This is a genomic window from Gemmata obscuriglobus (assembly GCF_008065095.1).
In the GTDB taxonomy this organism is placed as follows: domain Bacteria; phylum Planctomycetota; class Planctomycetia; order Gemmatales; family Gemmataceae; genus Gemmata; species Gemmata obscuriglobus.
In genome coordinates this window covers 945,790-967,202 of the sequence record NZ_CP042911.1, presented here as the reverse complement: position 1 = coordinate 967,202, position 21,413 = coordinate 945,790, and the positions used below count along the sequence as shown (strand labels likewise).

Below are 21,413 nucleotides of genomic sequence, written 5' to 3'. Positions count from 1 at the left end.
GGCCCGGTTGGAACGCCCCCGTTCTGGCGCCGGGTTCGCCGCTGGTGCCATCGGTATTAGGGGGGCCTCACCGCCATTTTCAGCGGGGCTGAGGCAATGGCCGGACAGGAGCCGAGCCGGCGACGTGTGTGCGGCACGCGAACCGGAGGCGCCGGACGCGCCGACGGATACCAGAACCGCCCGCACCCGGCCGCCGGGAGCGTGGTGCCGGCCCGCTGGACACCGGAGGGGCAGCGGGGGCGCCAGCAGGACACTTGCGGGCGGGTAGCTACCAGTTCGCTACCCACTTGCTACCACCCTCGCGGACGGATCTCGCCCCCGGAATCGCTCGCAAGAGCCGCAGATTCGAACCGGCCGGCAGGTCCGATCTGTAGCCAGAAACGGGACGCAATGTCAGGCTCGCGAAAGACTTAGGCGTCGCGGATCGCTTGACCGCTCACCGGCCGGCGTGTTCCCGGCCGTCGCAGATGTGGCCCCCCGGCGCCCCGAACCGCTTCCCGAGCCGCGATGCGGCCGGCGCGGTGCCCGTATCGCTCGTGACGCTTGCACCACCGAGGGCTCGTGCCCCGGTCGCCAACAACCGGCCGACGACACCCATGTTCACACGCTTCTTCATCGACCGCCCGATCTTCGCCGCGGTGCTGGCGATCATGACCGTGCTGGCCGGGCTGGTCGGGCTCGACTCGCGCCCGGTCGCGCAGTACCCGGACATCACCCCGCCCACGGTGGAGGTGTACGGCATCTACCCCGGGGCCAACGCCCGCGACGTGTCCGAGACGGTCGCGTCGCCCATCGAGCAGCAGGTGAACGGCGTGGAGGACATGATGTACATGTCCTCGACCTGCGGAAACGACGGCTCGTACACGCTGACGGTCACGTTCAAGCCGGGCATCGACCTGAACATCGCGCAGGTGCTGGTGCAGAACCGCGTGAACCTCGCCGAGCCGGTGCTGCCGGACATCGTAAAGCGGCGCGGGGTGACGGTGAAGAAGAAGTCGCCCAGCCAGTTGATGATCATCAACCTGTACAACACCGCCGACGCCCCGGCCGACGAGCGCGAGCGGCAGACCGTGCTGCTCCAGCTCAGCAACTACGCCACGATCCAGTTGCGCGACGAGCTGGCCCGGCTCCAGGGGGTCGGCGACATCACCTACCTGGGCCAGCGCGACTACTCGATGCGGCTGTGGCTGGACCCGGAGCTGATGGCGGTGAAGGGGCTCAGCACCGCGGACGTGCTGCACGCGGTGGAGCAGCAGAACGCGCAGGTGGCCGCCGGGCAGGTGGGGCAGCCGCCGGCCCCGCGCGGGCAGGCGTTCCAGTACACCATCAACACCCTCGGCCGGCTCACCGACGCGGGGCAGTTCGGCGACATCATCATCAAGGCCGACGCCGACAGCCGCCCGGTGCGGCTCAAGGACGTGGGCCGGGTCGAACTCGGGGCGCTGAGCTACGACCAGTCCTGCACGTTCGACGGCAAGCCGTCGGTGGCGCTGGCGGTGTACCAGCTCCCGGGCACCAACGCCATCGACACCGCCCGCCGCGTGCGCGAGAAGATGGCCGAGCTGAAGGCCCGGTTCCCGGCCGGCGTCGAGTACCAGATCGCCTACGACACCACCCCCTTTATCGATGAATCGATCTCGGAGGTGTTCAAGACCCTGCGCGACGCCGTCGTGCTGGTCGCGCTGGTGATGCTGGTATTCCTCCAGTCGTGGCGGGCCGCGATCATCCCCCTCGCCGCGGTCCCGGTGGCGATCGTCGGCACGTTCGCGGCGATGGCGGCGCTGGGGTACTCGGTCAACAACCTGACGCTGTTCGGGCTGGTGCTGGCGGTCGGCATCGTGGTGGACGACGCCATCGTCGTGGTCGAGGCCGTCCAGCACCACATCGAGCACGGGCTGGAGCCGCGGGCGGCCACCATCAAGGCTCTGGACGAGGTGTCGGGGCCGGTGATCGCGGTGGGGCTGGTGCTGTCGGCGGTGTTCGTGCCGTGCGTGTTCATCACCGGCATCGTGGGGGAGTTCTACCGCCAGTTCGCGGTCACCATCGCGGTGAGCACGCTGCTGTCGGCGTTCAACTCACTCACGCTCAGCCCCGCGCTGTGCGCGCTGCTGCTGAAGCCGAACACCGACGCGCAGGCCCGCGACCCGCTGCCGGCGGTCACGTTCCCGCTGCTCGGGGCCGGGCTCACGTATTTCTTCCTGAGCGCCGAGCTGAAGCACTGGGCGGGCGAGCAGCCGTGGCTGGGGGCCGTGCCGTCGGTCGCCGTTCCGGTGGCCGCCGCCCTGATCGGCGGGCTGCTCGGGTGGGCCTTGGCCCGCACCATGAACCACCTTCTGGGGACGCTGTTCGCCGGGTTCAACCGCGGGTTCGACGCGGTGACCGCGGGGTACACGCGGGTCGTAGCGGGCACGTTCCGCGTGTCGCTGCTGGTGCTCCTCGGGTACGGCGGGCTGCTGTACCTCACGTACCACACGTTCGCGACCACCCCGACCGGGTTCATCCCGCAGCAGGACAAGGGGTACCTGCTGGTGAACGTGGTGCTGCCGGACGCGGCGTCGGTCGAGCGCACCGAGCGGGAGGTGCGGAAGCTCGAGGCCGTCGCGCTGCGCACCCCGGGGGTGAAGCACACCGTGAGCGTGTCCGGGAACTCGGTGATGGTCGGCACCAACGCGCCGAACTTCGCCACCCTCTACGTGATGCTCGACGACTTCCCGAACCGGCACGCCCCCGCGCTGCTGGGCGACGCGATCGCGGCCCGGCTCCAGCGCGAGCTGTCCGACGAGGTGCCGGGGGCGCAACTGACGGTGTTCGGCGCGCCGGCGGTGGACGGGCTGGGCACCACCGGCGGGTTCAAGCTGATCGTCGAGGACCGCGGCGACACCGGGGCGGCTGCCATCGAGGAGGCGGCGCGGGCGGTGGTGGACCGCGCCAACGGGGACCCGGACCTGCGCGACGCGTTCACCGGGTACCGGGCCGACACCCCGTGGCTGAAGCTCAACATCGACCGCGACGCGGCCCAGATGAAGGGCGTGGCGGTGGGCGACATCGTGGGGGCGCTGCAGGTCTACTTCGGGTCGCTGTACATCAACGACTTCAACCTGTTCGGCCGCACGTGGCAGGTGAACGTGCAGGCGGACGAGCGGTTCCGGCGGACGTCTGCGGACCTGAAGAAGCTGCGGGTGCGGAGCGCCGGGGCGGAGCGCGACAACCAGATGGCCGCGCAGCAGGCGCTGGCCGCGGGCCGCACCGCGCCGCCGCCGAAGGAGACGATGGTGCCGCTGTCCACGTTCCTGTCGGTGGAGGCCGCGAGCGGGCCGGTGATGGTGCAGCGGTACAACCTGTACCCGGCCGCGGCGATCACCGCCAGCCCTGGGGTCGGGGCCAGCTCGGGCCAGGCGCTCGACGCCCTGGAGCGCACCGCCGGAGCCAACCTGCCGAGCACCATGAAGGCGGAGTGGACCGAGCTGGCGCTGCTGCAACTGCAAACCAAAGACACGGCGCTGCGGGCGTTCGTCCTGAGCGTGGTGCTGGTGTTCCTGGTGCTGGCGGCCCAGTACGAGAGCTGGGCGCTGCCGCTGGCCGTGATCCTCGTGGTCCCGATGTGCATCCTCAGCGCCGCGCTGGGGGTGCTGGCGGCGCGCCTGGACGTGAACATCTTCACGCAGGTCGGGTTCGTGGTGCTGGTGGGGCTGGCGTGCAAGAACGCCATCCTCATCGTCGAGTTCGCGAAGCAGAAGGCGGACGCCGGCGCGAGCCGGTGGGAGGCCGCGCTGGAGGCGTGCAAGCTGCGGCTCCGGCCGATCGTCATGACATCGGTGGCGTTCATCATCGGGGTAGTGCCGCTGGTGCTGGCCGAGGGGGCCGGGGCGGAGATGCGGCGGGCGCTGGGGACCGCGGTGTTCGCCGGGATGCTCGGGGTGACGGCGTTCGGGCTGTTCCTCACGCCCGTGTTCTTCGTGGAGCTGGACCGGCTCACGACGGCGGTGCGCCGGCTCCGGCGGTGAGCGGCGGGCCGCGCCGTATGCTGAACGGGGTACAAGCGCCCCTCGCGAGACCCGACATGACCGTGATCGACCGCGAGCACTTGAAGATCCTTGCCATCTGCCACTACATCCTCGGCGGTCTGTTCGCCCTGTGCGGCTGTGTTCCGGTGATCTACCTCTTGGTGGGGGTGTTGATCGTTGGCGGCGATTTGGGGCAACCGCAGCCGGGTAACAGGCCCGGCGCGCCGCCCCCGCCGCCCGAGTCTCTGGGCTGGATGCTCATTGGGATCGCGTCCGTGATGATGCTATTTTTGTGGGCGCACTCCGTGGCACTGGTCGCGGCCGGGCGGTGCCTGCAGTGCCGTCAGTCGCGGATATTCTGCATGGTTGTGGCCGGCTTCTCCTGCCTGCAACAGCCGCTCGGGTTGCTGCTGGGCATCTTCACGTTCATCGTTTTGAGCCGCCCGAAGGTCCGGGCCGCGTTCGATCGTAACCGGTTCGAACCGCGGGCCGAGCGGTACCGGTTCGACCGCGACGAGGACCGCGAGTTCGACCGCTACCACCACGAGTAGAGAGGGTCGGCGCCCGTCCGTCGAACCTGTTCAAGGTGTGGTTCATGAACCTGGACGCCTACCTCGCGCGCGTCGGCTACACCGGGCCGCGCGAGCCGACGCTCGACGTGCTCCGCGGGCTGTTACTCGCGCACCAGTGTTCGATCCCGTTCGAGAACCTGGACGTGCTGCTGGGCCGCGGCGTCTCGCTCGCCGACAACGACGTGGAGCGGAAGCTCGTCGGCGACCGCCGCGGCGGGTACTGCTTCGAGCAGAACTCGCTTTTCTTGCGCGTGCTCACCGCCCTCGGGTTCACCGCGGCGCCGCTTTCGGCCCGCGTCCGGCTCAAGAGCCCGCGCGACTTCACGCCCCCGCGGACGCACCTGTTCGTCGGCGTCACGGTTGACGGCGTGCCCTGGCTCGCGGACGTCGGCGTCGGCGGTTTGAGCCCGACCGCACCGGTCCGGCTCGACCTCCTGGACGATGAGCAGCCGACACCGCACGAGCCGCGGCGGATCGTGCGCGAGGAGCGGTCACCCTCGCCCCGATACTTCCACCAGGCGAAGCTCGGGGACGTGTGGGCCGACGTGTACGAGTTCACGCTTGAGGAGATGCCGGTCATCGACCGCGAAGTTGGGAACTGGTGGACGAGCACGAACCCGCAATCGAAGTTCCGGCAGAACTTGATGGTGGCTCTCGCCCACCGGGACGGCACCCGGGTCTCGATCCTGAACCGCGAGTTCACGCACCGCCGCGGCGCGGAGGTGCTCGAACGGTTCGAAATCGCAGACACGAATCAACTGCTGGTAGTGCTCGCGGAGCGGTTCGGCCTCCGGCTTCCCCCGGGCACGCCCCTCGTCGTCCCCTGAAGCAGGGGACGGACTAGGAGGCGCGTTCCTGAAGGGCTCACTTCGGCTCGCCGGGCTTCTGGACGTTCGACAGCTCTTTGGCGCGCCGCACCAGCTCAAGGAACTGCTTGCGGTGGTTGTTCGGGTCGGCCCCGAGTGCGCCCTGGGCTTCTTCGAGTACGCCCGCGTAGGTCATCGCGCCCTTGAACTTCGAGTCGCGGAGCAGCATCCCGAACGACGCCACCGCGGCGGCGAACCGGAAGTCGTCGCTCAGTTCCTTCGCGACCGCGCCCTTGTGCGCCGCGGTCAGTTCTTTGCTCACGTCCTCGTCCGGGTGCTTGTACCGCATCTTCACCGTCAGCCACTCGTCCGACGCGTTCGCGGGCACGTCCTTCTTCTGGTACTTGCTCGCGTCCACCTCCGGCAGATCCACCTTCACGCCCGGAGGAACGATTTCGTACAGCACGGTCACCTGGTGCCCGCTGCCCACGTCGCCCGCGTCCTTGGCGTCGTTCTTGAAGTCCTCGTCCTTGAGCAGACGGTTCTCGTAGCCCACCAACCGGTACGCGTTCACCTTCGCGGGGTTGAAGTCGATCTGGAACTTCACGTCCTTCGCCACGCACACCAGCGCGCCGCCCTGCTCCACGAACACCTTTTTGGCCTCGTCGAGGGTGTCGATGTACGCGTGGTGCCCGTTGCCGTGGTTCGCCAGCTCCTTGAGCCGGTCGTCCTTGTAGTTGCCCATCCCGTACCCGAGCACCGTCAGGAACACCTTCGACTTCCGCTGCTCCTCGATCAGCTTGACCAACTCGCCGTTGTCGACGACGCCGACGTTGAAGTCGCCGTCGGTGCAAAGGATCACGCGGTTCACGCCGCCGTCGAGAAACGTGTCGCGGGCGAACTGGTAGGCCTTTTTGATGCCCCCCTCGCCGTTGGTGCCGCCGTTCGCCTGGAGCCCGGTCACGACATCAAGGATGGCCTTCTTGTCGGCGCCCGAGGTGGGCGGGAGCGCGACCCGGGAGTCGCCGGCGTAGGTGACGACGCTCACCCGGTCCTTCTCGGTGAGCTTCTCCACGAGCAGTTCGAGCGACTTCTGGACCAGCGGGAGCCGGTTCTCCTGCTGCATCGAGCCCGAGGTGTCGACCAGGAACACGAGGTTGCGCGGGGGCAACTTCTCGGCCGGGATCTGGTGCGCCTGCACCCCGACGCGGAGCAGGTGGTGCTTGGCGTTCCAGGGGCACGGCCCCATTTCGACGTGGAACGCCACCGGGTCGGCGCCGGCGGGCGGCGGGGCGTAGGAGTACGGGAAGTAGTTGACGAACTCGGCGAGGAACACGGCGCTGGCGGGAGGCAGTGTGCCCTCGTTGAGCATCCGGCGGACGTTGGCGTAAGAGGCGGTGTTCACGTCGGCGGAGAAGGTGGAGAGCGCCGCGACCAGGGGCGAGCGGAACTCGTTCTCCTGGTACCGCCCGTAAGCCTCGGCGTTCTGAGCGTTGTAGCCGTCCCGGGGGGCCGGTTTGTTCGCGGCGCCTCGGACGCCGCCGAACGCGCCGCCACCGCTCGCGACCACACTAGCGAACGGGGCACTCGACGCAGCGATTCGTTTCCCTAATGCGTCCGGACCGGCGGGCATGGCCGGTTCGGCGAGCGGGGCGGGGCTGGGCAAGCCGGGGAGGGCCGGGCCGGGCGCGTGTTCTCCCTTTTTGCCGATGGGGGCGATGTCGCCCTGTGGCCACTCGTCGCGCCCGCCGGTGATTTGAGCCGGTCCCGCGGACGTGCGTTCCGCTTCGTCGCGGGCCGCCGCTTCGGCCTGCTCGGCCTTTGCCCGCTCGGCAAGGGCCGCCGCTTCGGCCCGCTCGGCCTCTGCCCGGGCGCGCTCGGCGTCGCGCGGACCGCACCCGACCAGCACCGCGAGCAGTACCGCTGGAACACCGCCGGCCAGCACCCGCCGGCCACGGACCCCGAATCGCGACATGGCGAACCTCCGAAAGCACGAGAGGACGTGTGGGCACGGAGACGCGTATCGGGCACACGGAAGTGACGGGTCCGCGCCCCCGCTAGGTCAGACGCCGCAGGCGGGCGAAGAGTTTGCGCGAAGTGTATCAACGTGCGCGGCCGCGGCGTCCCGCCGCGGCCGCTGGCGGGTGCCCGTCTTTTGCCTCTGTGGCACAACTCGTTGCAGTTGTGCGACGCGTCGGCGCCAACAGCGCTGGAGTGCTCGCGCCACAAAAAGCGACGCGACCGCCCGGATTGGGTGTGATCAATTCGCCCCGTGGCCCCGCGACGGGCGTTCTAATTAACACTCGATTTCCGGCGGGATGTGGCCTACACTGCGAGCTGCGTCGGACCGTGCCCCGCCCCGCCCCCACGGGCCACATCATGAACGCCCCCACTAACACCGAGACCGGTGAGCCGCTCTCGGTTTGCTCGCTGAGCCTGCTCTCCGGCGCCCCCGTCGCACTGTGGGCCGATCCGAGGACCGCGGTCGGCACCGCGGTCCGGTCCGATACGGTGGCGGTCCCGCTCCCCGAGCTGTCCTTGGGCCTCGCGCCCGGCGCGCTGGCGGTGGTGGGGCGAGCCGCGCCCCACCACCGGGTTCCGTACCTCGACCCGGCGTATCGGGCGACGCGCCTGGTACCGGGGAGCGGTCAGTCGGTGCTGATGAACGGCGAACACGACCTGAGCGTGAGCCGCGGGCACTTCACGCTGCGTGGTGCGGGCGGCGGCGCCGTGGTGTTCACGAACGGTGTACCCGCGGCCGGAGGGGGCGTGCGCCCGCCGACGAACGGGACGTGGCTCGTGTCCCCGCAGCGGCGACCGCTCGACCCGTGCGAAGAGGTCCACATCGAACCGGGCGAGGCGGTGGTGGTGTGCCTGCCGAACGGCTGCACGCTCCAACTCGCGGCCGGGTGACGGCGCGCGTATTCGACCCGGTCACTCGCGGGCTGGTCCGATGGATAAGCTGACAGGCTACCGCAGAGCCGTTCGTCACGTGCTGGACGGTTACGCGAGCTGGCTCGCGCGACCGGGAAGCAGCATTCGGTACGAGGTCGTGTTCGACCCCGTTCTCGATCACTTCGAGTTGGTCCGCTTCGGCTGGGACGGGGGCCGGCGCGTGCACGGGGTGATGTTCCACCTCGACATCATCGACGGGAAGATCTGGGTCCGGTACGACGGCACCGACCGGCCGATCGCGGAAGAACTCGTGCGCGCCGGGGTGCCGAAAGGGGACATCGTTCTCGCCGAGCACCCGCCGGAGGTGCGCCCACACACCGGGTACGGGGTCGGCTGAGCGTCACACCGTCCGGCCGAAGGCGGGGGCCAGCGCCTTCAGCCGCGCGAGCAGCGCGTCGAGCGCCGCGAAGTCGAGCGACTGGGCGCCGTCCGACATGGCCCGGTCGGGGTCGGGGTGGACCTCCAGGAGCAGACCGTCGGCGCCGGCGGCCAGCGACGCGAGCGACATCGCGGGCACGTACGCGCGTTTCCCGGTGCCGTGGCTCGGGTCCACGAACACCGGCAGGTGACACAGCGCCTTGGCCGGCGGGATCACCGACAGGTCGAGCGTGTTGCGGCTGTGGTCGGAGAACGTGCGCACCCCGCGCTCGCACAGGATCACCTGGTAGTTGCCGCCCGCTAGTATGTACTCGGCCGCCATCAGCCACTCGTCCAGCGTCGCGCTCATCCCGCGCTTGAGGAGCACCGGCTTGCGGCACTGCCCCACCCGCTTCAGCAGCGAGAAGTTCTGCATGTTCCGCGTGCCGATCTGAATGATGTCGGCCACCTCCTCCACCGCGCCCGCGTACTCGGTGTCCATCAGCTCGGTGACGATCCCGATGCCGGTCTCGGCGCGGCACTTGGCCAGGATGCGGAGCCCCTCGAGGCCGAGCCCCTGGAAGCTGTACGGGCTGCTCCGCGGCTTGAACGCCCCGGCCCGCAGGAACTTCACCCCGCGCGACACCAGGTGCTCCGCGGTCTTCAGCATCATCGCTTCGGACTCGACCGAGCACGGCCCGGCGATCAGCGTGAACGTGGCCGGGCCGACGGCCCCCTGCGCGAGCGGGATCACGGTGTCGTCGCGCTTCATCTCGCGGCTGGCGAGCTTGTACGGCTTGGTCACGCGGATCGCCTCTTCCACGCCCGGCAGCACCTCGAACAGGGACTTGTCGACGGCGCCGGTGTTGCCGGTGATGCCCACGGCGGTGCGGGTCGCACCGGGCATGACGTGCGGGGTCAGCCCCTGCGCCTCGATCACCTCGACCACCTTGCCGACTTGCGCGGGCGTGGCTTGGGACTGCATGACAACGAGCATCGACGGAACCTCGGGACGGACGCGGCCTGTTCGCCCCCGCCCGGGAGTTCCGAACGGCTTCGCGTTCCCAACGGCGGACGGGGAACCGTATTATAGAGACGTGAGGGCGCACCACCCCGAGGGCCGCATGGACCTGCCGGACGACGACCACCTCCAGCGGGCAGTGACCGAGCTGGGCGACCCGGACGCGTTTTTTCGCATCAGCCCCGCGCGGTTCTTTACCAAGCTGTCGCTCGGGGTGGCGCTGCTCGTCTACGGCGCCGTCGCCAACTATCTGTGGTGGGTCCACGGCCCGGCTACGTTCGGGCACGTCGAGCTGCTGCTGCTCGTGTTCCTGCCCCTGTCTGGGGCGTCGCTGCTGCTCCACATGTACCGCAACCGCGGGCTGTACGTGCTCGTGTACCCCACCGGGCTGCTGCGGTTGCGGCGCGGCGAGGTGGACTCGTTCCCGTGGGCAGAGGTGGAACGGGTCCATTTAAAAGTTCAGCGGGCCGACGACGCCGAGTACACCTACGACGACGGCGGCGAGCCGCTCGCCTGCTGGCTGTCCGTGGACGTGCCCACGTTCAAGCTGTGGGACGGGGGGCTCACGGTGGTGCGCGAGGACGGGGTGGAGGCGCACTTCGGCCCGGCGCTGACCGACTACGACACTCTGGCCGCGCAAGTGCAGACGCGCTCGTTCGCCGCGCTGTGGCCGCGGGCGCGGGACCGGTTTCTCGCGGGCGAGCGGCTCGAGTTCGGCGAACTCGAGTTGGACCTCACCGGCCTGCGGCACGGCGGCAAGCTGCTCCCGTGGCGCGATCTGAAGGAACTCACCGTCGCGCAGGGCAAGCTGAGCGTCAAGCAGTCCGGCAAATGGCTCCCGTGGGCGCTGACGGACGTGATCGGCGTGCCCAACCCGCACGTCCTGTTCGCGCTCGTCGCCGAGGCCCGCCGCGCCGCCCGCGCTGCGGCCAGGAAGCCGCGCTCGCGACGCGCCGGGAGAGAGAGCGAGGAATGAGGTGCGGAGCGGACGGGCTGAAAAGGGCTCTTCTCTCCCCATTCTCCGGCTCCGCTCATCATGCCAGCCCCGGTTGAAGAGTGGACGCTCGACGGGGTGTCAGTTCGACCCGCCGGCGTCAGCCGGCGGGTGGCGCACACCTGACAAAATGGAAATTACTGGACCTGGTATCACTCCCACGCGGAGACGCCATGCCCCGCATTCTCCTCGTTCTTTCGCTCCTACTATCGCTGTCCGACTGGGCTGGGGCCGACGAGGTTCCCGACCGTGCCACCCTGCGCAAGAAAATGGAGCGGGCGATGGGGCCGCTGCCGGGCGCCGACCGCAAGGTGCCGCTCGACCCGAAGGTGGTGAGCGAGGAGAAGCTGGACGGGTACGTGCGGCGCAAAGTCACGTTCGCGACAGAGAAAGGCGACCGCGTGCCCGCGTGGCTCCTCGTGCCCGCCGGTGCGACGCGAGAGCGGAGGGCGCCCGCAGTACTGTGCCTGCACCAGACCGTTGCCATCGGTAAGGATGAGCCCGTCGGGTTGGGCAAGCAGGACAGCAAGGCCCAGGCGCTGCACCTTGTGAAACGCGGGTACGTGTGCCTCGCCCCGGATTACCCCAGTTTCGGCGAGTACAAGTACGACTTCCCGGCGGCGTTCAAGCGCGGCGACTACCAGTCCGGCACGATGAAGGCGATCTGGAACAACATGCGGGCCGTCGATTACCTGCAATCGCTCCCCGAGGCGGACGCGGACCGCATCGGGGCGATCGGCCACTCACTCGGCGGGCACAACGCGATGTTCACGGCCGCATTCGACGAGCGCGTGAAGGTGATCGTGTCCAGTTGCGGGTTCTGCAGCTTAGAGAAGTACTACAAGGGGAACCTGAAAGGTTGGACCAGCGACCGGTACATGCCGAAGATCGCGTCCGAGTTCGGCAGCGATCCCAAGAAGGTGCCCTTCGACTTCTCCGACGTGGTCGTCAGCTTTGCGCCGCGGCCGTTTCTGGCGGTGGCGCCGGAGAAGGACGGTAACTTCGAGGTGAGCGGCGTGCGGGACGTGATCGAGGCGGCGAAGCCGGTGTACAAAACGCTCGGCGCCGCCGACCGGTTGAGGGCGGTCTACCCGGACGCCGGCCACGATTTCCCGGCCGACGCGCGTAAGACGGCCTATGAGTTTTTGGACCGGTTCCTTCAGCGGTAAATGCCGAACGCGCGGGGGGCGTCCGGGTTGTTACCCGGACGCCCCCCGCGCGTTCGTAACGACGCTCACTTACGTGGTCGGGGCCGGGGCGGTGGTGTCAGTCGCGGGGGCCGGGGCCGGAGCCGGGGCCGGAGCCGGGGCCGGCTTCTTGGCAGGTGCGGCCTTCTTGGCCGCCGACTTCTTGGCGGGTGCGGCGACCTTCTTGGCGGGCGCGGCGACCTTCTTGGCGGGCGCGGCGACCTTCTTGGCGGGCGCGGCGACCTTCTTGGCGGGCGCGGCGACCTTCTTGGCGGGTGCGGCGACCTTCTTGGCCGCCGACTTCTTGGCGGGTGCGGCGACCTTCTTGGCGGGCGCGGCGACCTTCTTGGCGGGCGCGGCGACCTTCTTGGCGGGTGCGGCGACCTTCTTGGCCGCCGGTTTCTTTGCTGCCTTCGCCATGTGAGTTGCTCCTCAAGGTTGTAAATCAGAGGCGGTTGGCCGGTGCCATGGATCGAACCGGTGTCGCACTCATCGACCGCTACGGGGCCGGGGGGCAGCGAATCAAGCTGAGTAGTTCGCTTTCGTTTGCCCGCCCCTCGCGCCAACCGGCGCCGCCATCCGTACTGGGCCAACTCTGCCACACGACGCGGACGGCGCAACCGGCGCAGGCGCGGAATTTCCCCCGGTCACTGAATCTGATCGCTACGTTCGGCCGATTTAGAACAGGTTCACCTTCTCAAGGCGGGTGGCGCGTGATTCGGGAGCCACAGGCGCGCCGGAGCCCCGGTGCGGCGCCGGGCACGCGCGCCGTGTGCCCCTTGAACGAGAGGTCGCCATGGGTCGGACGTTGGTGGTGTGGGCGGTGTGTCTCGTCCCGGTGCTGACCGGCTGCGGGGCGCTGCGGCACGACGCCGCGCCCCGGTCCCTGTTCGCCCGGGACGCGCGGCGCGAGGCCCGGACGGCGTGGGCCACGGTCCGCGACCGGCACCCGGATCGGGTGTTCTCGGACGAGTTCCGGGACGGGTTCATTGACGGCTACGCGGAGCGCCGCGCGCACGGCCCGACGCCCCCCGCGCCCGGGGCCGACGTGTCCGCCCGCGAGTACCAGCTCGGCTACCGGTACGCGACCGAAACCGCGGTCGCACCCGAGCCGGCCGCACCCCGCTCCGCCGTGCCGCAGAACCGCCCGCCGGTCAGCGCTCCCGCCGAGCCGGCGCCGGTCGCGCTGCTGCCCAAACCGGAACTCCCGGTCATCAAGCCGTTCGACCCGCCGCGACCAAGCGATTCGGGCGCGAAGTTCGCGCCGCTGCCGGTACCGGACTCGCTGCCGACGCCCGTGCCGGCACTGCCGAGCACGCTTCCGGTGCCGGCCCCGGACCTGCAACTCCCCGTACCGCTACCAGGTCCGCCGCTGCCGAGCGTGCCGCCGTTGCCCTCCGGCACGCCGACCATTCTCGATGACATTCCGCCGCTGCCGTTCGTCCCGCCGGCCGTCCCCCGGCCGTGACATCGGCACGGCCGTTGCTATACATCGGTTGAATCGTGCGTTAGGCTCTCACCTGCCGCTGGTAGTTCCCCGTGTCAGGTGGATCAACGTACCTTCCGCAGGAGATCGACCGATGAGCACCAACACCGCCGCCAAGAAGGCCGATGCCGCCCCGCCGTACCCGACCCGCATCGACCTCGCCGCCGATGTCCGGGCGAAACTGATCTCGGTGCTGAACCAGCACGTCGCGGACACGTTCGACCTGATGTCTCAGACCAAGTACGCGCACTGGAACGTGAAGGGCCGCGACTTCATCGGCCTGCACAAGCTGTTCGACGAACTGGCGGAGTTGCTGGAAGGGCACGTCGATCAGTTCGCCGAGCGGGTGACCGCCCTGGGCGGGATCGCGACCGGTACAACACGCCAGGCGGCCGCGTCGAGCCGGGTGGCGGAGTTCCCGGCCGGGGTGTACAAGTCGATGGACGTGGTCGCGGCGCTCGCCGACCGGTACGCGGCGCTGGGTAAGACGGTCCGCGAGGCCATCGACGAGACCGATGAACTCGGTGATAAGGACACGGCCGATTTGTTCACCGAAGTGTCACGCGACATCGACCAGTCGCTCTACTTCCTCGAAGCTCACTTGCAGGGCTGAGCTTGTTAAACAGATAACGCTCGGCGGCCCCATGCCTTGGGGCCGCCAAGCCTTGCTCGCTTTACACCACCCGCCACAACACACCGATCGTCAGCGCGAACAGCACTACCAGCGCGAAGCATCCCTTGTTAATAACCTGCGGCGGCGCGGCCATCGCCCGCAGTTCTGCCTCGGCCTCGTCGCACGCGCGGACGAACCCGGCCCGGTCGTCGATCTGCTTGTAATCCGCCTCGTGAACGATCTTGTTCCGCACGGTCGCGACGAACCGGATCTTACGCACCAGCGTTTGCGGCAACTTCGCCTGCACGCTCGTGACCTTGTCGTGCAGGCCCTTCCCCGTCGCGCCGATCGCTTCCAGCAGCCCTTCCAGCGCCTTCGCGCGTGTCACCGCGAGATCGATATCGCTCATTCCGTCTCTGCTTCTAATTAGGGCCGTCGGCGGGTGCGTCGCACCCGCGGGGACGTGGTGGGCAGTTCCGTCTCAATGTGGTCACTTACGGCAGCAAGTCGGCGACGAGTATCGTCGCGCCCGGCGCGGCGAGCGGGCTGACGCGATCGGTAGGGCCGAACACGTGGTGCGCGTGGTACGCGGTGGCGCCGAGCCCCGCCGGAAGCGGTCGCGGGTCGCGGAACACGTGCAGTTCGCGACCGACCACGTCCAGCACCCAGTAGTCCGCGATCCCGGCCGTCGCGTACAACTCGGCTTTCGTTGTGGTGTCTTCGGAGAGCGTCGTGTCCGAGATTTCGGCGACGAGCAGGGCGGTTCGCGGGTGGTCGGCGTAGTCTTCGGGCTGGCCCGCGATCACCGCAACATCGGGCTGCGGCTCCGAATCGCCGATCGCGAGCGGCCCCTGCTCGTTGATCCACCCGATTCCGGTGAACGCGGCTTCGAGTGCCCGGGTGAGTTTGATCTTGCCGAGCTGGTGCGGCCAGTTGATCGGGCTCATTTCGACGATCTCACCGCGGATCAGTTCAACGCGCTTCCCGTCGAAGAAGCCGAGCGCGCCGAGCCGGTGGTACTGCTCGCAGTTGAACCGGAACGTGCGGACCCCTGTTGATGGCGGTTTGGTGCTCATCGGTGCGCCTCCTCACCACAAGCGTAACGTCACGACTTGCCGAGTACGAGGTCAACCACCCAGCACCCGCAGACGTGGACGCCGTGCGGGTCGCGGCAGTGGTCGAGGATGGCACCGTCCTCGCATCTCGCGTCTTGCAGTGCATCGGCGAGGATCGGCATCGCGCTGAAGTCGCGAGACTCGTACATCCCGTGCGCGAGTGCGCGAACCGTAGAGGTCAGCCACTCTGAGTGGAACACCACGGGCTGGAATGGATTGCCGAAAATGTCGCGGACGAGTTGCGCTTGGACCGCATTTTCAAGAGCCTCGTTCTCCGTAATACAAGCTGCGAAGTCGATCAGACGCACCGTGCATTCGAAGAGATAAGCACCTCCCAGGGATGCCGCCTCAATGGCAACGCTACCCGCACAATGCGGCTTTGTTTGATCGTAGTATCGCTGTAGCTCACGGCTCGCGTCGTGGGCGAGGGCCGACATCGTTTCAGTGGACGCGAAGCCGTCTGCGTAAGCTTCACTCGTGGCAACGGCGTTTCGAAATACCGCGCTGGGCATTTGGTCCAAACAGCGGCGCCCGCACGCACACATGAAGAGGCGCCACTTCCGGCCTTGGCAGCGATTTTCAAGGAACTCTAGCAGGTCGCGGGGGTGGGTTTCGTGACGCCACCACAACTCGCGTGTGCCCCTTTCGATGGCGGCATCGAACATATCGGGCCTCACTGTCGGTTCACGCTTGCGGTGCCAGCTTCGGGTTGAAGAGCACCATTTTCCACGGGCGGACGGTCCACTTCAGGAACACGCCGGCCGCGAAGAACGGGTCCGCCTTCATCAGGGCCTCGACCGCCTCGGGCGAGTCGGCCTCGTAGACGATGAGGGCGCCGTACCCGTCTTCGGTCGGGCCGCTAGCGAAGAGCTGGTTCTTCTCGATCAGGCTCGCGAGGTACGCCCGGTGCGCCGGGCGGTGCGTGCCCACCAGCTCTTGATCCTGGCTGTACTCAATGACGGCCGCGTATTTCACCAGTTCCCCTCCGCCTCGTGTGCCGCCGGGGCCGCGTTGACGCGCTCCGCGGGGAAGTAAGCCCGAGCCAGCACCGCGTGTGCCCCGAAGAACAGCGCGCCAAACCCGACATCGCCCAGCAGCGTGCCGCGGTAGAACGGGACCCCGGCCGCGTATGAAGATAACAGCCCGCCGAGCGAACGCTCATAGGGGAGGGCCAGTTCGAGCCAGCTCACGAAGTTGCTGACGAAGAAGAAGGCCACGCTGGCGCCCAGCGAGACCCCGACGGCCCGCCCCACGGACGGCGAGCGGCGGAGCAGAGCCCAGCCGCTCAGCGCGTACCCGGCGAAGTACAGCCACGACGGCGGGTACGGCTCCCACCACGCGGTGGTGAGGTACAGCCCCAGGTCCTTCAGCGCGATCGCCACCGCGGTGAGCGCGAGGCCCTGCCAGAGCCCGAGCCGGGCGGCCGCGAAGAGCGCGAGCGCGCCGATCACGCTGGCGTTCCACACGCGGTACTCGGCGGGCGCCTGTGCGAACGCGAGCGGGAGCAGCGCGGTCAGGGCGAGGCCCGCGCCGGCGAGCGCGAGCGTCATCGGCTTGAAGGTGGTCGGTGGCGTGTTCATGCGTCCGCGGCTCCGGTTGAATGAGAGGCTCAATGTAGGTCCGTTCCGGCCCGCCCGCAAGTCGGGTACAATGGTGCCGCGCCGGACACCGCTTCACGCGAGGATCGAACGATGCAGTCCGAAGACGACGACCTCCGCATCGGCGTGCCCGGCGCCGCGCTCGCCCCCGGGCGCGTGCCCGCACCGACGCGCCCGTCGGCCCCCGAGGGCGCGGACGGGCTCGAGCTGCGCCCGGGCGAAACGGAACTCGGGCGCCCGCCCCAGGTGCCCGCGGACCTCACCGAGCTGAGCCGCGCCGACCTCGCCCAGCTCAAGCTCCTCGACGACGAGCAGGCCGCCCGCGATGTCGCTGAGGCGGAACTGCTCCTCACCTCGGACCCCACCGGGCTCGGCTGGCTCGGGTGGTTCGGCTCGCCGATCGCGCTCGCGGCGCTGCTCGGCGTAACCGGGGTGCTGGGGGTGTTCCTGTTCAACCAGACCGCCCAACTGCTCCACGCCCTGGCGGCGCAGCCGGAGTGGGCGCAGTACGTCGGGTACGCCGGGCTGGGGCTGTTCGGGTGCTGCGTGCTGTACGCGTTCGTCCGGTTCCTCGTGCTGTACGTGCGGCTGCGCGAGAACCGGCAGTTGCGGGTGAAGGGGATCAAGGAGCTGTCGAACCGCACCCGGCTGCGGTGGCTCGCGGCGGCACGCACCAACGAGGCGCGGGCGCAGATCGAGACGTACCTGAAGACCTACCCGATCGACACCGAAAGGGACCGCCGCGCCCTGGAAAAGCTCGGACTCACGCCCGACGCGGTCGCGCGGCTGAAGGCGGTTCGCGCGGAGCTGCTCGATCACGACAAGTTCGCCTCGTCGGACCAGTGGTTCGCGCGGTTCCGCGACCAGTTCCAGAGCGTGATCGACGCCGCCGCGGAGGCCCGCGCCCGGTACTGGGCGAGCCGCATCTGGGTGCTGACGGCCGTGGCCCCGAACGCGATGATCGACTCCGGCGCGACGCTGTTCTACACGTTCTCCATGCTCTCGGAGCTGTGCCAGTTGTACAACCTGCGGGCCGGGCGCACCGGGACGGCGGTGCTGATGGGGCGGACCTTCTTTAACGCCTACCTCGCGGGCCAGGCGACCGAGTGGGAGAAGCTGGCGGAAGACCAGTACGACCAGTTGTTCAACGAGGCGATGAGTACGGTCGGCGTGAGCGTGAGCGCGGGCGTGGTCGGAAAAGTGGTGGGTAAGGTGGGCGCGAAGGTGACCACCGGCTACCTGAACCGCGTGCTGCTGATCCGTCTGGGGCGCTACGCGTGCCGATTGCTCCGCCCGGTGACAAAGGACTGATGCCAAATCCGGTTGAGGAGTGACTGTTTCGCGGGATCGTATTCGGTGTGGGATTCGCGGTGGCGACCCACCCCCGGCCCCTCCCTGAAGGGAGGGGAAGGAAGACACGTCCGAAACGCCTTGCGCGTCGAGCGCCACCAGACGCATCAGCCAAGCTCCCCTCCCTTCAGGGAGGGGCCGGGGGTGGGTCGCCACCGCGAATCCCGCACCGAACAACTTGCGTATCAACCAGGCTTGGTCCGATTCGGCGCCCGCCACGTGCCGCTTTTGAACCGACCGGAGTGCTTCGACGCCCGTTCGCGACAGCGGTCCGGTTCTGGTGCCGGAACGCCCGCCCACTAAAATACCGGCTCCAAACACGGAGCCTTTTCATGCCGGCCGATAACATCAACGCCTTCCTGCGCACGCAGCTTGAGGACCTCAAATCGAAGGGGCTGTACAAGGCCGAGCGCCGCATCACCTCGCCGCAAATGTCGGGCATCACGGTGAACGGGCAGGACGTCATCAACTTCTGCGCCAACAACTACCTCGGGCTGGCGAACCACCCGGACATCGTGGCGGCGGCGCAGGAGGGCATCAAGGAATGGGGCTACGGCCTGTCCAGCGTGCGGTTCATCTGCGGCACGCAGGATGTTCACAAGCAGGGCGAACAGCGGATCGCGAAGTTCTTCGGCAAGGGCGACAGCATCCTCTACATCTCGTGCTTCGACGCCAACGGCGGGCTGTTCGAGCCGCTTCTCACCGATCAGGATGCGATCCTGTCCGACGAACTCAACCACGCCTCGATCATAGACGGGGTGCGGCTCTGCAAGGCCCAGCGGTTCCGCTACAAGCACAACGACATGGCCGACCTGAAGGCCAAGCTCGAAGAGGCCAAGGGGTGCCGGTTCAAGCTGATCTTCACCGACAGCGTGTTCAGCATGGACGGTGACCTCGCGAAGCTCCCCGACATTTGCCAGCTCTCGGACCAGTACGGCGCCGCCGTGGGCATCGACGACTGCCACGCGACCGGGCACCTGGGCGCCACCGGCCGCGGCGGGGCCGAAGAGCTGGGGGTGCTGGACCGCATCGACGTGATTACCGGCACGCTCGGCAAAACGCTCGGCGGCGCGAGCGGCGGGTTCACCGCGTCGAGCGCCGAGATCGTGGACTGGCTCCGCAACCGGTCGCGCCCGTACCTGTTCTCCAACAGCGTACCGCCGGCGCTGGTGACCGCGGGGGTGAAGGCCCTCGAACTGGCCGAGTCGGCGACCGACCTGCGCGCCAAGCTGAAGGCCAACACCGCGAAGCTCCGGGGCGGGCTCGAGGCCGCCGGCTTCACCATCAAGCCCGGCCCCACGCCGATCCTGCCCGTGATGTTGGGCGACGCCGCCGTGGCCACGAAGATGGCCGACGAGCTGCTGAAGCGCGGCATTTACGTGATCGGGTTCAGCTACCCGGTGGTGCCGCACGGCCAGGCCCGCATCCGGATGCAGGTGAGCGCCGCGCACACCCCGGAGCAGGTCGACCGCGCGATCGCGGCCTTCACCGAGGTCGGCAAGCAGATCGGGGTGCTGAAGTCGTAGCCGAGAATGGAGGCCGGACGACGTGTTCACCGCAGAGGACGCGAGAGGGCGCGAAGGAAATGCAAGAATAGTGAGAAGAAAACCGGAGAAGAGCATTCGCGCTGTGCGCGTGGACGTGATTCTCACGCACATTTCCTCTCGGTTTTCTCTGCGCCTTCTCGCGCACTCTGCGGTGAACACGTCGTCTGGCCTCTACCCGGTGCGGCCGAGGGCGCGGAGCCGCTCGCCGATCTGGGCGAGGATCTGGTGAGCCACCTGGTTCGGGTTGTACCCGGCGGCCAGGTACACGATCGGCTTGCCGTACTTGTCGCAGTAATCTTTCACGTCGCCGTAGCTGTGGCTGGACCACCGGATCGCGAGCAGCACCGCGGCCACGGCCGGGCGGGCCACCGCGGGCTCGAAGTACGTCACCGACTCGTGCGGCCGGGTCGAGAGCCAGTTGAGCCGGCTGAGACCGAGTGCGGCCTCGAGCGCCCGGCGGGCCGCAGGCCGCTCCACGCCGCCGATCAGCACCAGCTCCCGGCCGCGGAGCAGGTCGGCGGCGGCGCGCACCTCCGCCCCCGGCGGCTCCGCCCCCAGCAGTTCCGCCGGCGTGGGGCGGGTGGCCAGGTACTCGGTCGCCGCGGCGAACGCCCGCTCGGCGTGCGGCCCGGGCTCCAGGTCCTCGGGCAGCGAGTCGAGCACCGGCAACAGCAGCTCGCGCACCTCGACGTTGCTCGGCGGCACCCCGGCCGCCACCACCTCTTCGAGCAGTTCCAGCACCCGGGGCCAGTCGCCGGTCGCGGCCGCGGGCGCGGCGGCCATCTTCCGGAGCTTGTACTTCAGGTTGGTGAGGCTCTTCTCGCGGCTGCGGGCCTTGCTGCGGGCGTCGGCGAGCAGGTCGCGGAGCGTCGCCAGCCGGGCGAGCAGTTCCGGCCACCGGTCGGCGGAAACGCGGTCCTCCTTCCGCAGATACCGGTTGATGTACAGCCGGTGCTCGCGGGCGCGCTCGCGAACATGGATGAACAGGTGGATCTGGTCGTTGTCGGCGCGGCGGTGGACGTCGAGGACGCCGGCCCACACCAGCGCCTGGGCCTCGGCGGCGGCGTACAGGACCTGCTCGCGGTGCCGGGACGCGAGCGGCTCGGGCAGCCCCTCCAGCGCCGCGAGCAGGTCCGCGGCCTCGGCGCCGACCGCGAACGCCCCGCCCAGGTCGTCCCACGCCTTGGGCGCGTCCACGTAGTCCCCCGGGTGGAGCATCCACAGGTCGCAGTCGGGCACCGCGCCGGCCCGGCGCACGAGGTCGTCGTGCGCCGCCGCTTCCCCGCGCTTGCGGGCCGCGACCACCCGGGCGGCCTCGGCCTTCAGCCGGCACCGCCGGGCGACCACCGCCGGCTCGACCGGGGTGACCCCGTGCCCGTCTTCGTCCTGGTAGAACGGGCGGCTCGGTTCGGGCGGGCGGGCGAGCGTGAAGTCGGAAGGGATCACGACCGGCGGAGCGGGCGGGGGCGGTGGGGGGGACGGAGCGGGGGCGGGAGTCACTGGCTCGGAAGCGGTCGGCGGTGCGAGTTGCTCGGCCCACGCGGAGACCGCCCGGCCCAACCCCTGCACCGCGGCCCGCAGGTGCGGGTCCGTCTGCGCGTACGGGCCGAGCCGCTCGAACAGCGTGACCAGCGCTTCGGCCAACTCGTCTGTCATGGCGCCGGTCCGCCCGGGCGAAAGGAACCGTTCCGTTGTAACGGCACCCGGCGGGCGCGGTCAAGGTGCGCCCGTTTCCCATTTCCGCGCCGCGCGCTGTGGCGTAGACTGTTGGCTATGGTTTCTGCACCCTCACGACGGGGATCGACGCT

Annotated in this window: 20 protein-coding genes; 11 read left to right on the top strand and 9 right to left on the bottom strand. The window is 69.0% G+C overall.

Going from position 1 to position 21,413, the window contains the following annotated elements; translation table 11 throughout:
- Positions 1 to 596 precede the first annotated feature (596 nt).
- From GobsT_RS04030 to GobsT_RS04020, 3 genes are read left to right on the top strand one after another with little or no spacing between them, the layout of a single operon-like run.
- Positions 597 to 4,004 (top strand): efflux RND transporter permease subunit, encoded by a 3,408-nt coding sequence (locus GobsT_RS04030; RefSeq protein WP_010043479.1) that lies wholly within the window; start codon positions 597 to 599, stop codon positions 4,002 to 4,004.
- Positions 4,005 to 4,060: 56 nt separating this feature from the next.
- Positions 4,061 to 4,555 (top strand): hypothetical protein, encoded by a 495-nt coding sequence (locus GobsT_RS04025; RefSeq protein ID WP_010043482.1) that lies wholly within the window; start codon positions 4,061 to 4,063, stop codon positions 4,553 to 4,555.
- 44 nt (positions 4,556 to 4,599) lie between these two features.
- A complete protein-coding gene (locus tag GobsT_RS04020) occupies positions 4,600 to 5,403 on the top strand; it encodes an arylamine N-acetyltransferase family protein (protein WP_029601043.1) in 804 nt (267 codons plus the stop codon).
- 37 nt (positions 5,404 to 5,440) lie between these two features.
- Here GobsT_RS04020 and GobsT_RS04015 read toward each other — a convergent pair whose 3' ends face one another.
- On the bottom strand, positions 5,441 to 7,357 hold the full coding sequence (locus GobsT_RS04015; RefSeq protein WP_010043485.1) for a vWA domain-containing protein: 1,917 nt from the start codon (positions 7,355 to 7,357) through the stop codon (positions 5,441 to 5,443).
- Positions 7,358 to 7,761: 404 nt separating this feature from the next.
- Here GobsT_RS04015 and GobsT_RS04010 point away from each other — a divergent pair, with 404 nt between their 5' ends.
- Positions 7,762 to 8,295 (top strand): hypothetical protein, encoded by a 534-nt coding sequence (locus tag GobsT_RS04010; protein WP_109571314.1) that lies wholly within the window; start codon positions 7,762 to 7,764, stop codon positions 8,293 to 8,295.
- Positions 8,296 to 8,335: 40 nt separating this feature from the next.
- Entirely contained in the window at positions 8,336 to 8,674 is a 339-nt protein-coding gene (locus GobsT_RS04005) for a XisI protein (protein ID WP_029601045.1), read from the top strand.
- A 3-nt stretch (positions 8,675 to 8,677) separates the two neighbouring features.
- On the opposite strand, the gene aroF is transcribed toward GobsT_RS04005, so the two are convergent.
- Complete coding sequence (gene aroF, locus GobsT_RS04000) at positions 8,678 to 9,691, bottom strand: 3-deoxy-7-phosphoheptulonate synthase (RefSeq protein WP_010043491.1); 1,014 nt, start codon at positions 9,689 to 9,691, stop codon at positions 8,678 to 8,680.
- 127 nt (positions 9,692 to 9,818) lie between these two features.
- Between aroF and GobsT_RS03995 the strand changes: the two genes are divergently transcribed.
- The gene (locus GobsT_RS03995; protein WP_010043493.1) at positions 9,819 to 10,691 is read left to right on the top strand and encodes a DUF6585 family protein; all 873 of its coding nucleotides are present in this window, start codon (positions 9,819 to 9,821) and stop codon (positions 10,689 to 10,691) included.
- Positions 10,692 to 10,882: 191 nt separating this feature from the next.
- Entirely contained in the window at positions 10,883 to 11,878 is a 996-nt protein-coding gene (locus GobsT_RS03990; protein ID WP_010043495.1) for an alpha/beta hydrolase family protein, read from the top strand.
- A 69-nt stretch (positions 11,879 to 11,947) separates the two neighbouring features.
- On the opposite strand, the gene GobsT_RS03985 is transcribed toward GobsT_RS03990, so the two are convergent.
- The gene (locus tag GobsT_RS03985) at positions 11,948 to 12,316 is read right to left on the bottom strand and encodes a hypothetical protein (protein WP_010049811.1); all 369 of its coding nucleotides are present in this window, start codon (positions 12,314 to 12,316) and stop codon (positions 11,948 to 11,950) included.
- A 376-nt stretch (positions 12,317 to 12,692) separates the two neighbouring features.
- Here GobsT_RS03985 and GobsT_RS03980 point away from each other — a divergent pair, with 376 nt between their 5' ends.
- Together GobsT_RS03980 and dps are read left to right on the top strand one after the other, a co-directional pair.
- Positions 12,693 to 13,364 carry a hypothetical protein gene (locus GobsT_RS03980; RefSeq protein WP_010049812.1) on the top strand — a complete coding sequence of 224 codons (672 nt, stop codon included), beginning with the start codon at positions 12,693 to 12,695 and terminating at the stop codon, positions 13,362 to 13,364.
- Between the two features lie 112 nt (positions 13,365 to 13,476).
- Positions 13,477 to 13,995, top strand: coding sequence for a DNA starvation/stationary phase protection protein Dps (gene dps / locus GobsT_RS03975; RefSeq protein WP_010049814.1), 519 nt, complete (start codon positions 13,477 to 13,479; stop codon positions 13,993 to 13,995).
- A 61-nt stretch (positions 13,996 to 14,056) separates the two neighbouring features.
- Here dps and GobsT_RS03970 read toward each other — a convergent pair whose 3' ends face one another.
- From GobsT_RS03970 to GobsT_RS03950, 5 genes are all read right to left on the bottom strand, one after another.
- Entirely contained in the window at positions 14,057 to 14,404 is a 348-nt protein-coding gene (locus GobsT_RS03970) for a hypothetical protein (protein ID WP_010049817.1), read from the bottom strand.
- An 85-nt stretch (positions 14,405 to 14,489) separates the two neighbouring features.
- On the bottom strand, positions 14,490 to 15,071 hold the full coding sequence (locus GobsT_RS03965; RefSeq protein WP_010049819.1) for a Uma2 family endonuclease: 582 nt from the start codon (positions 15,069 to 15,071) through the stop codon (positions 14,490 to 14,492).
- Positions 15,072 to 15,100: 29 nt separating this feature from the next.
- Complete coding sequence (locus GobsT_RS39325) at positions 15,101 to 15,775, bottom strand: hypothetical protein (RefSeq protein ID WP_010049821.1); 675 nt, start codon at positions 15,773 to 15,775, stop codon at positions 15,101 to 15,103.
- Positions 15,776 to 15,794: 19 nt separating this feature from the next.
- On the bottom strand, positions 15,795 to 16,085 hold the full coding sequence (locus GobsT_RS03955; RefSeq protein ID WP_010049825.1) for a YciI family protein: 291 nt from the start codon (positions 16,083 to 16,085) through the stop codon (positions 15,795 to 15,797).
- Positions 16,082 to 16,690 carry a DUF6580 family putative transport protein gene (locus GobsT_RS03950; protein ID WP_010049827.1) on the bottom strand — a complete coding sequence of 203 codons (609 nt, stop codon included), beginning with the start codon at positions 16,688 to 16,690 and terminating at the stop codon, positions 16,082 to 16,084. The genes GobsT_RS03955 and GobsT_RS03950 overlap by 4 nt, the downstream gene beginning before the upstream one ends.
- Before the next feature lie 111 nt (positions 16,691 to 16,801).
- On the opposite strand from GobsT_RS03950, the gene GobsT_RS03945 reads away from it, so the two are divergent.
- Positions 16,802 to 18,019 (top strand): DUF697 domain-containing protein, encoded by a 1,218-nt coding sequence (locus GobsT_RS03945; RefSeq protein ID WP_010049829.1) that lies wholly within the window; start codon positions 16,802 to 16,804, stop codon positions 18,017 to 18,019.
- A 371-nt stretch (positions 18,020 to 18,390) separates the two neighbouring features.
- Positions 18,391 to 19,584: a glycine C-acetyltransferase gene (gene kbl / locus GobsT_RS03940; RefSeq protein WP_109571315.1), complete on the top strand. Its 1,194-nt coding sequence runs from the start codon at positions 18,391 to 18,393 to the stop codon at positions 19,582 to 19,584.
- Between the two features lie 192 nt (positions 19,585 to 19,776).
- Here kbl and GobsT_RS37465 read toward each other — a convergent pair whose 3' ends face one another.
- Complete coding sequence (locus GobsT_RS37465; RefSeq protein ID WP_162542184.1) at positions 19,777 to 21,261, bottom strand: hypothetical protein; 1,485 nt, start codon at positions 21,259 to 21,261, stop codon at positions 19,777 to 19,779.
- Positions 21,262 to 21,413: the final 152 nt, after the last annotated feature.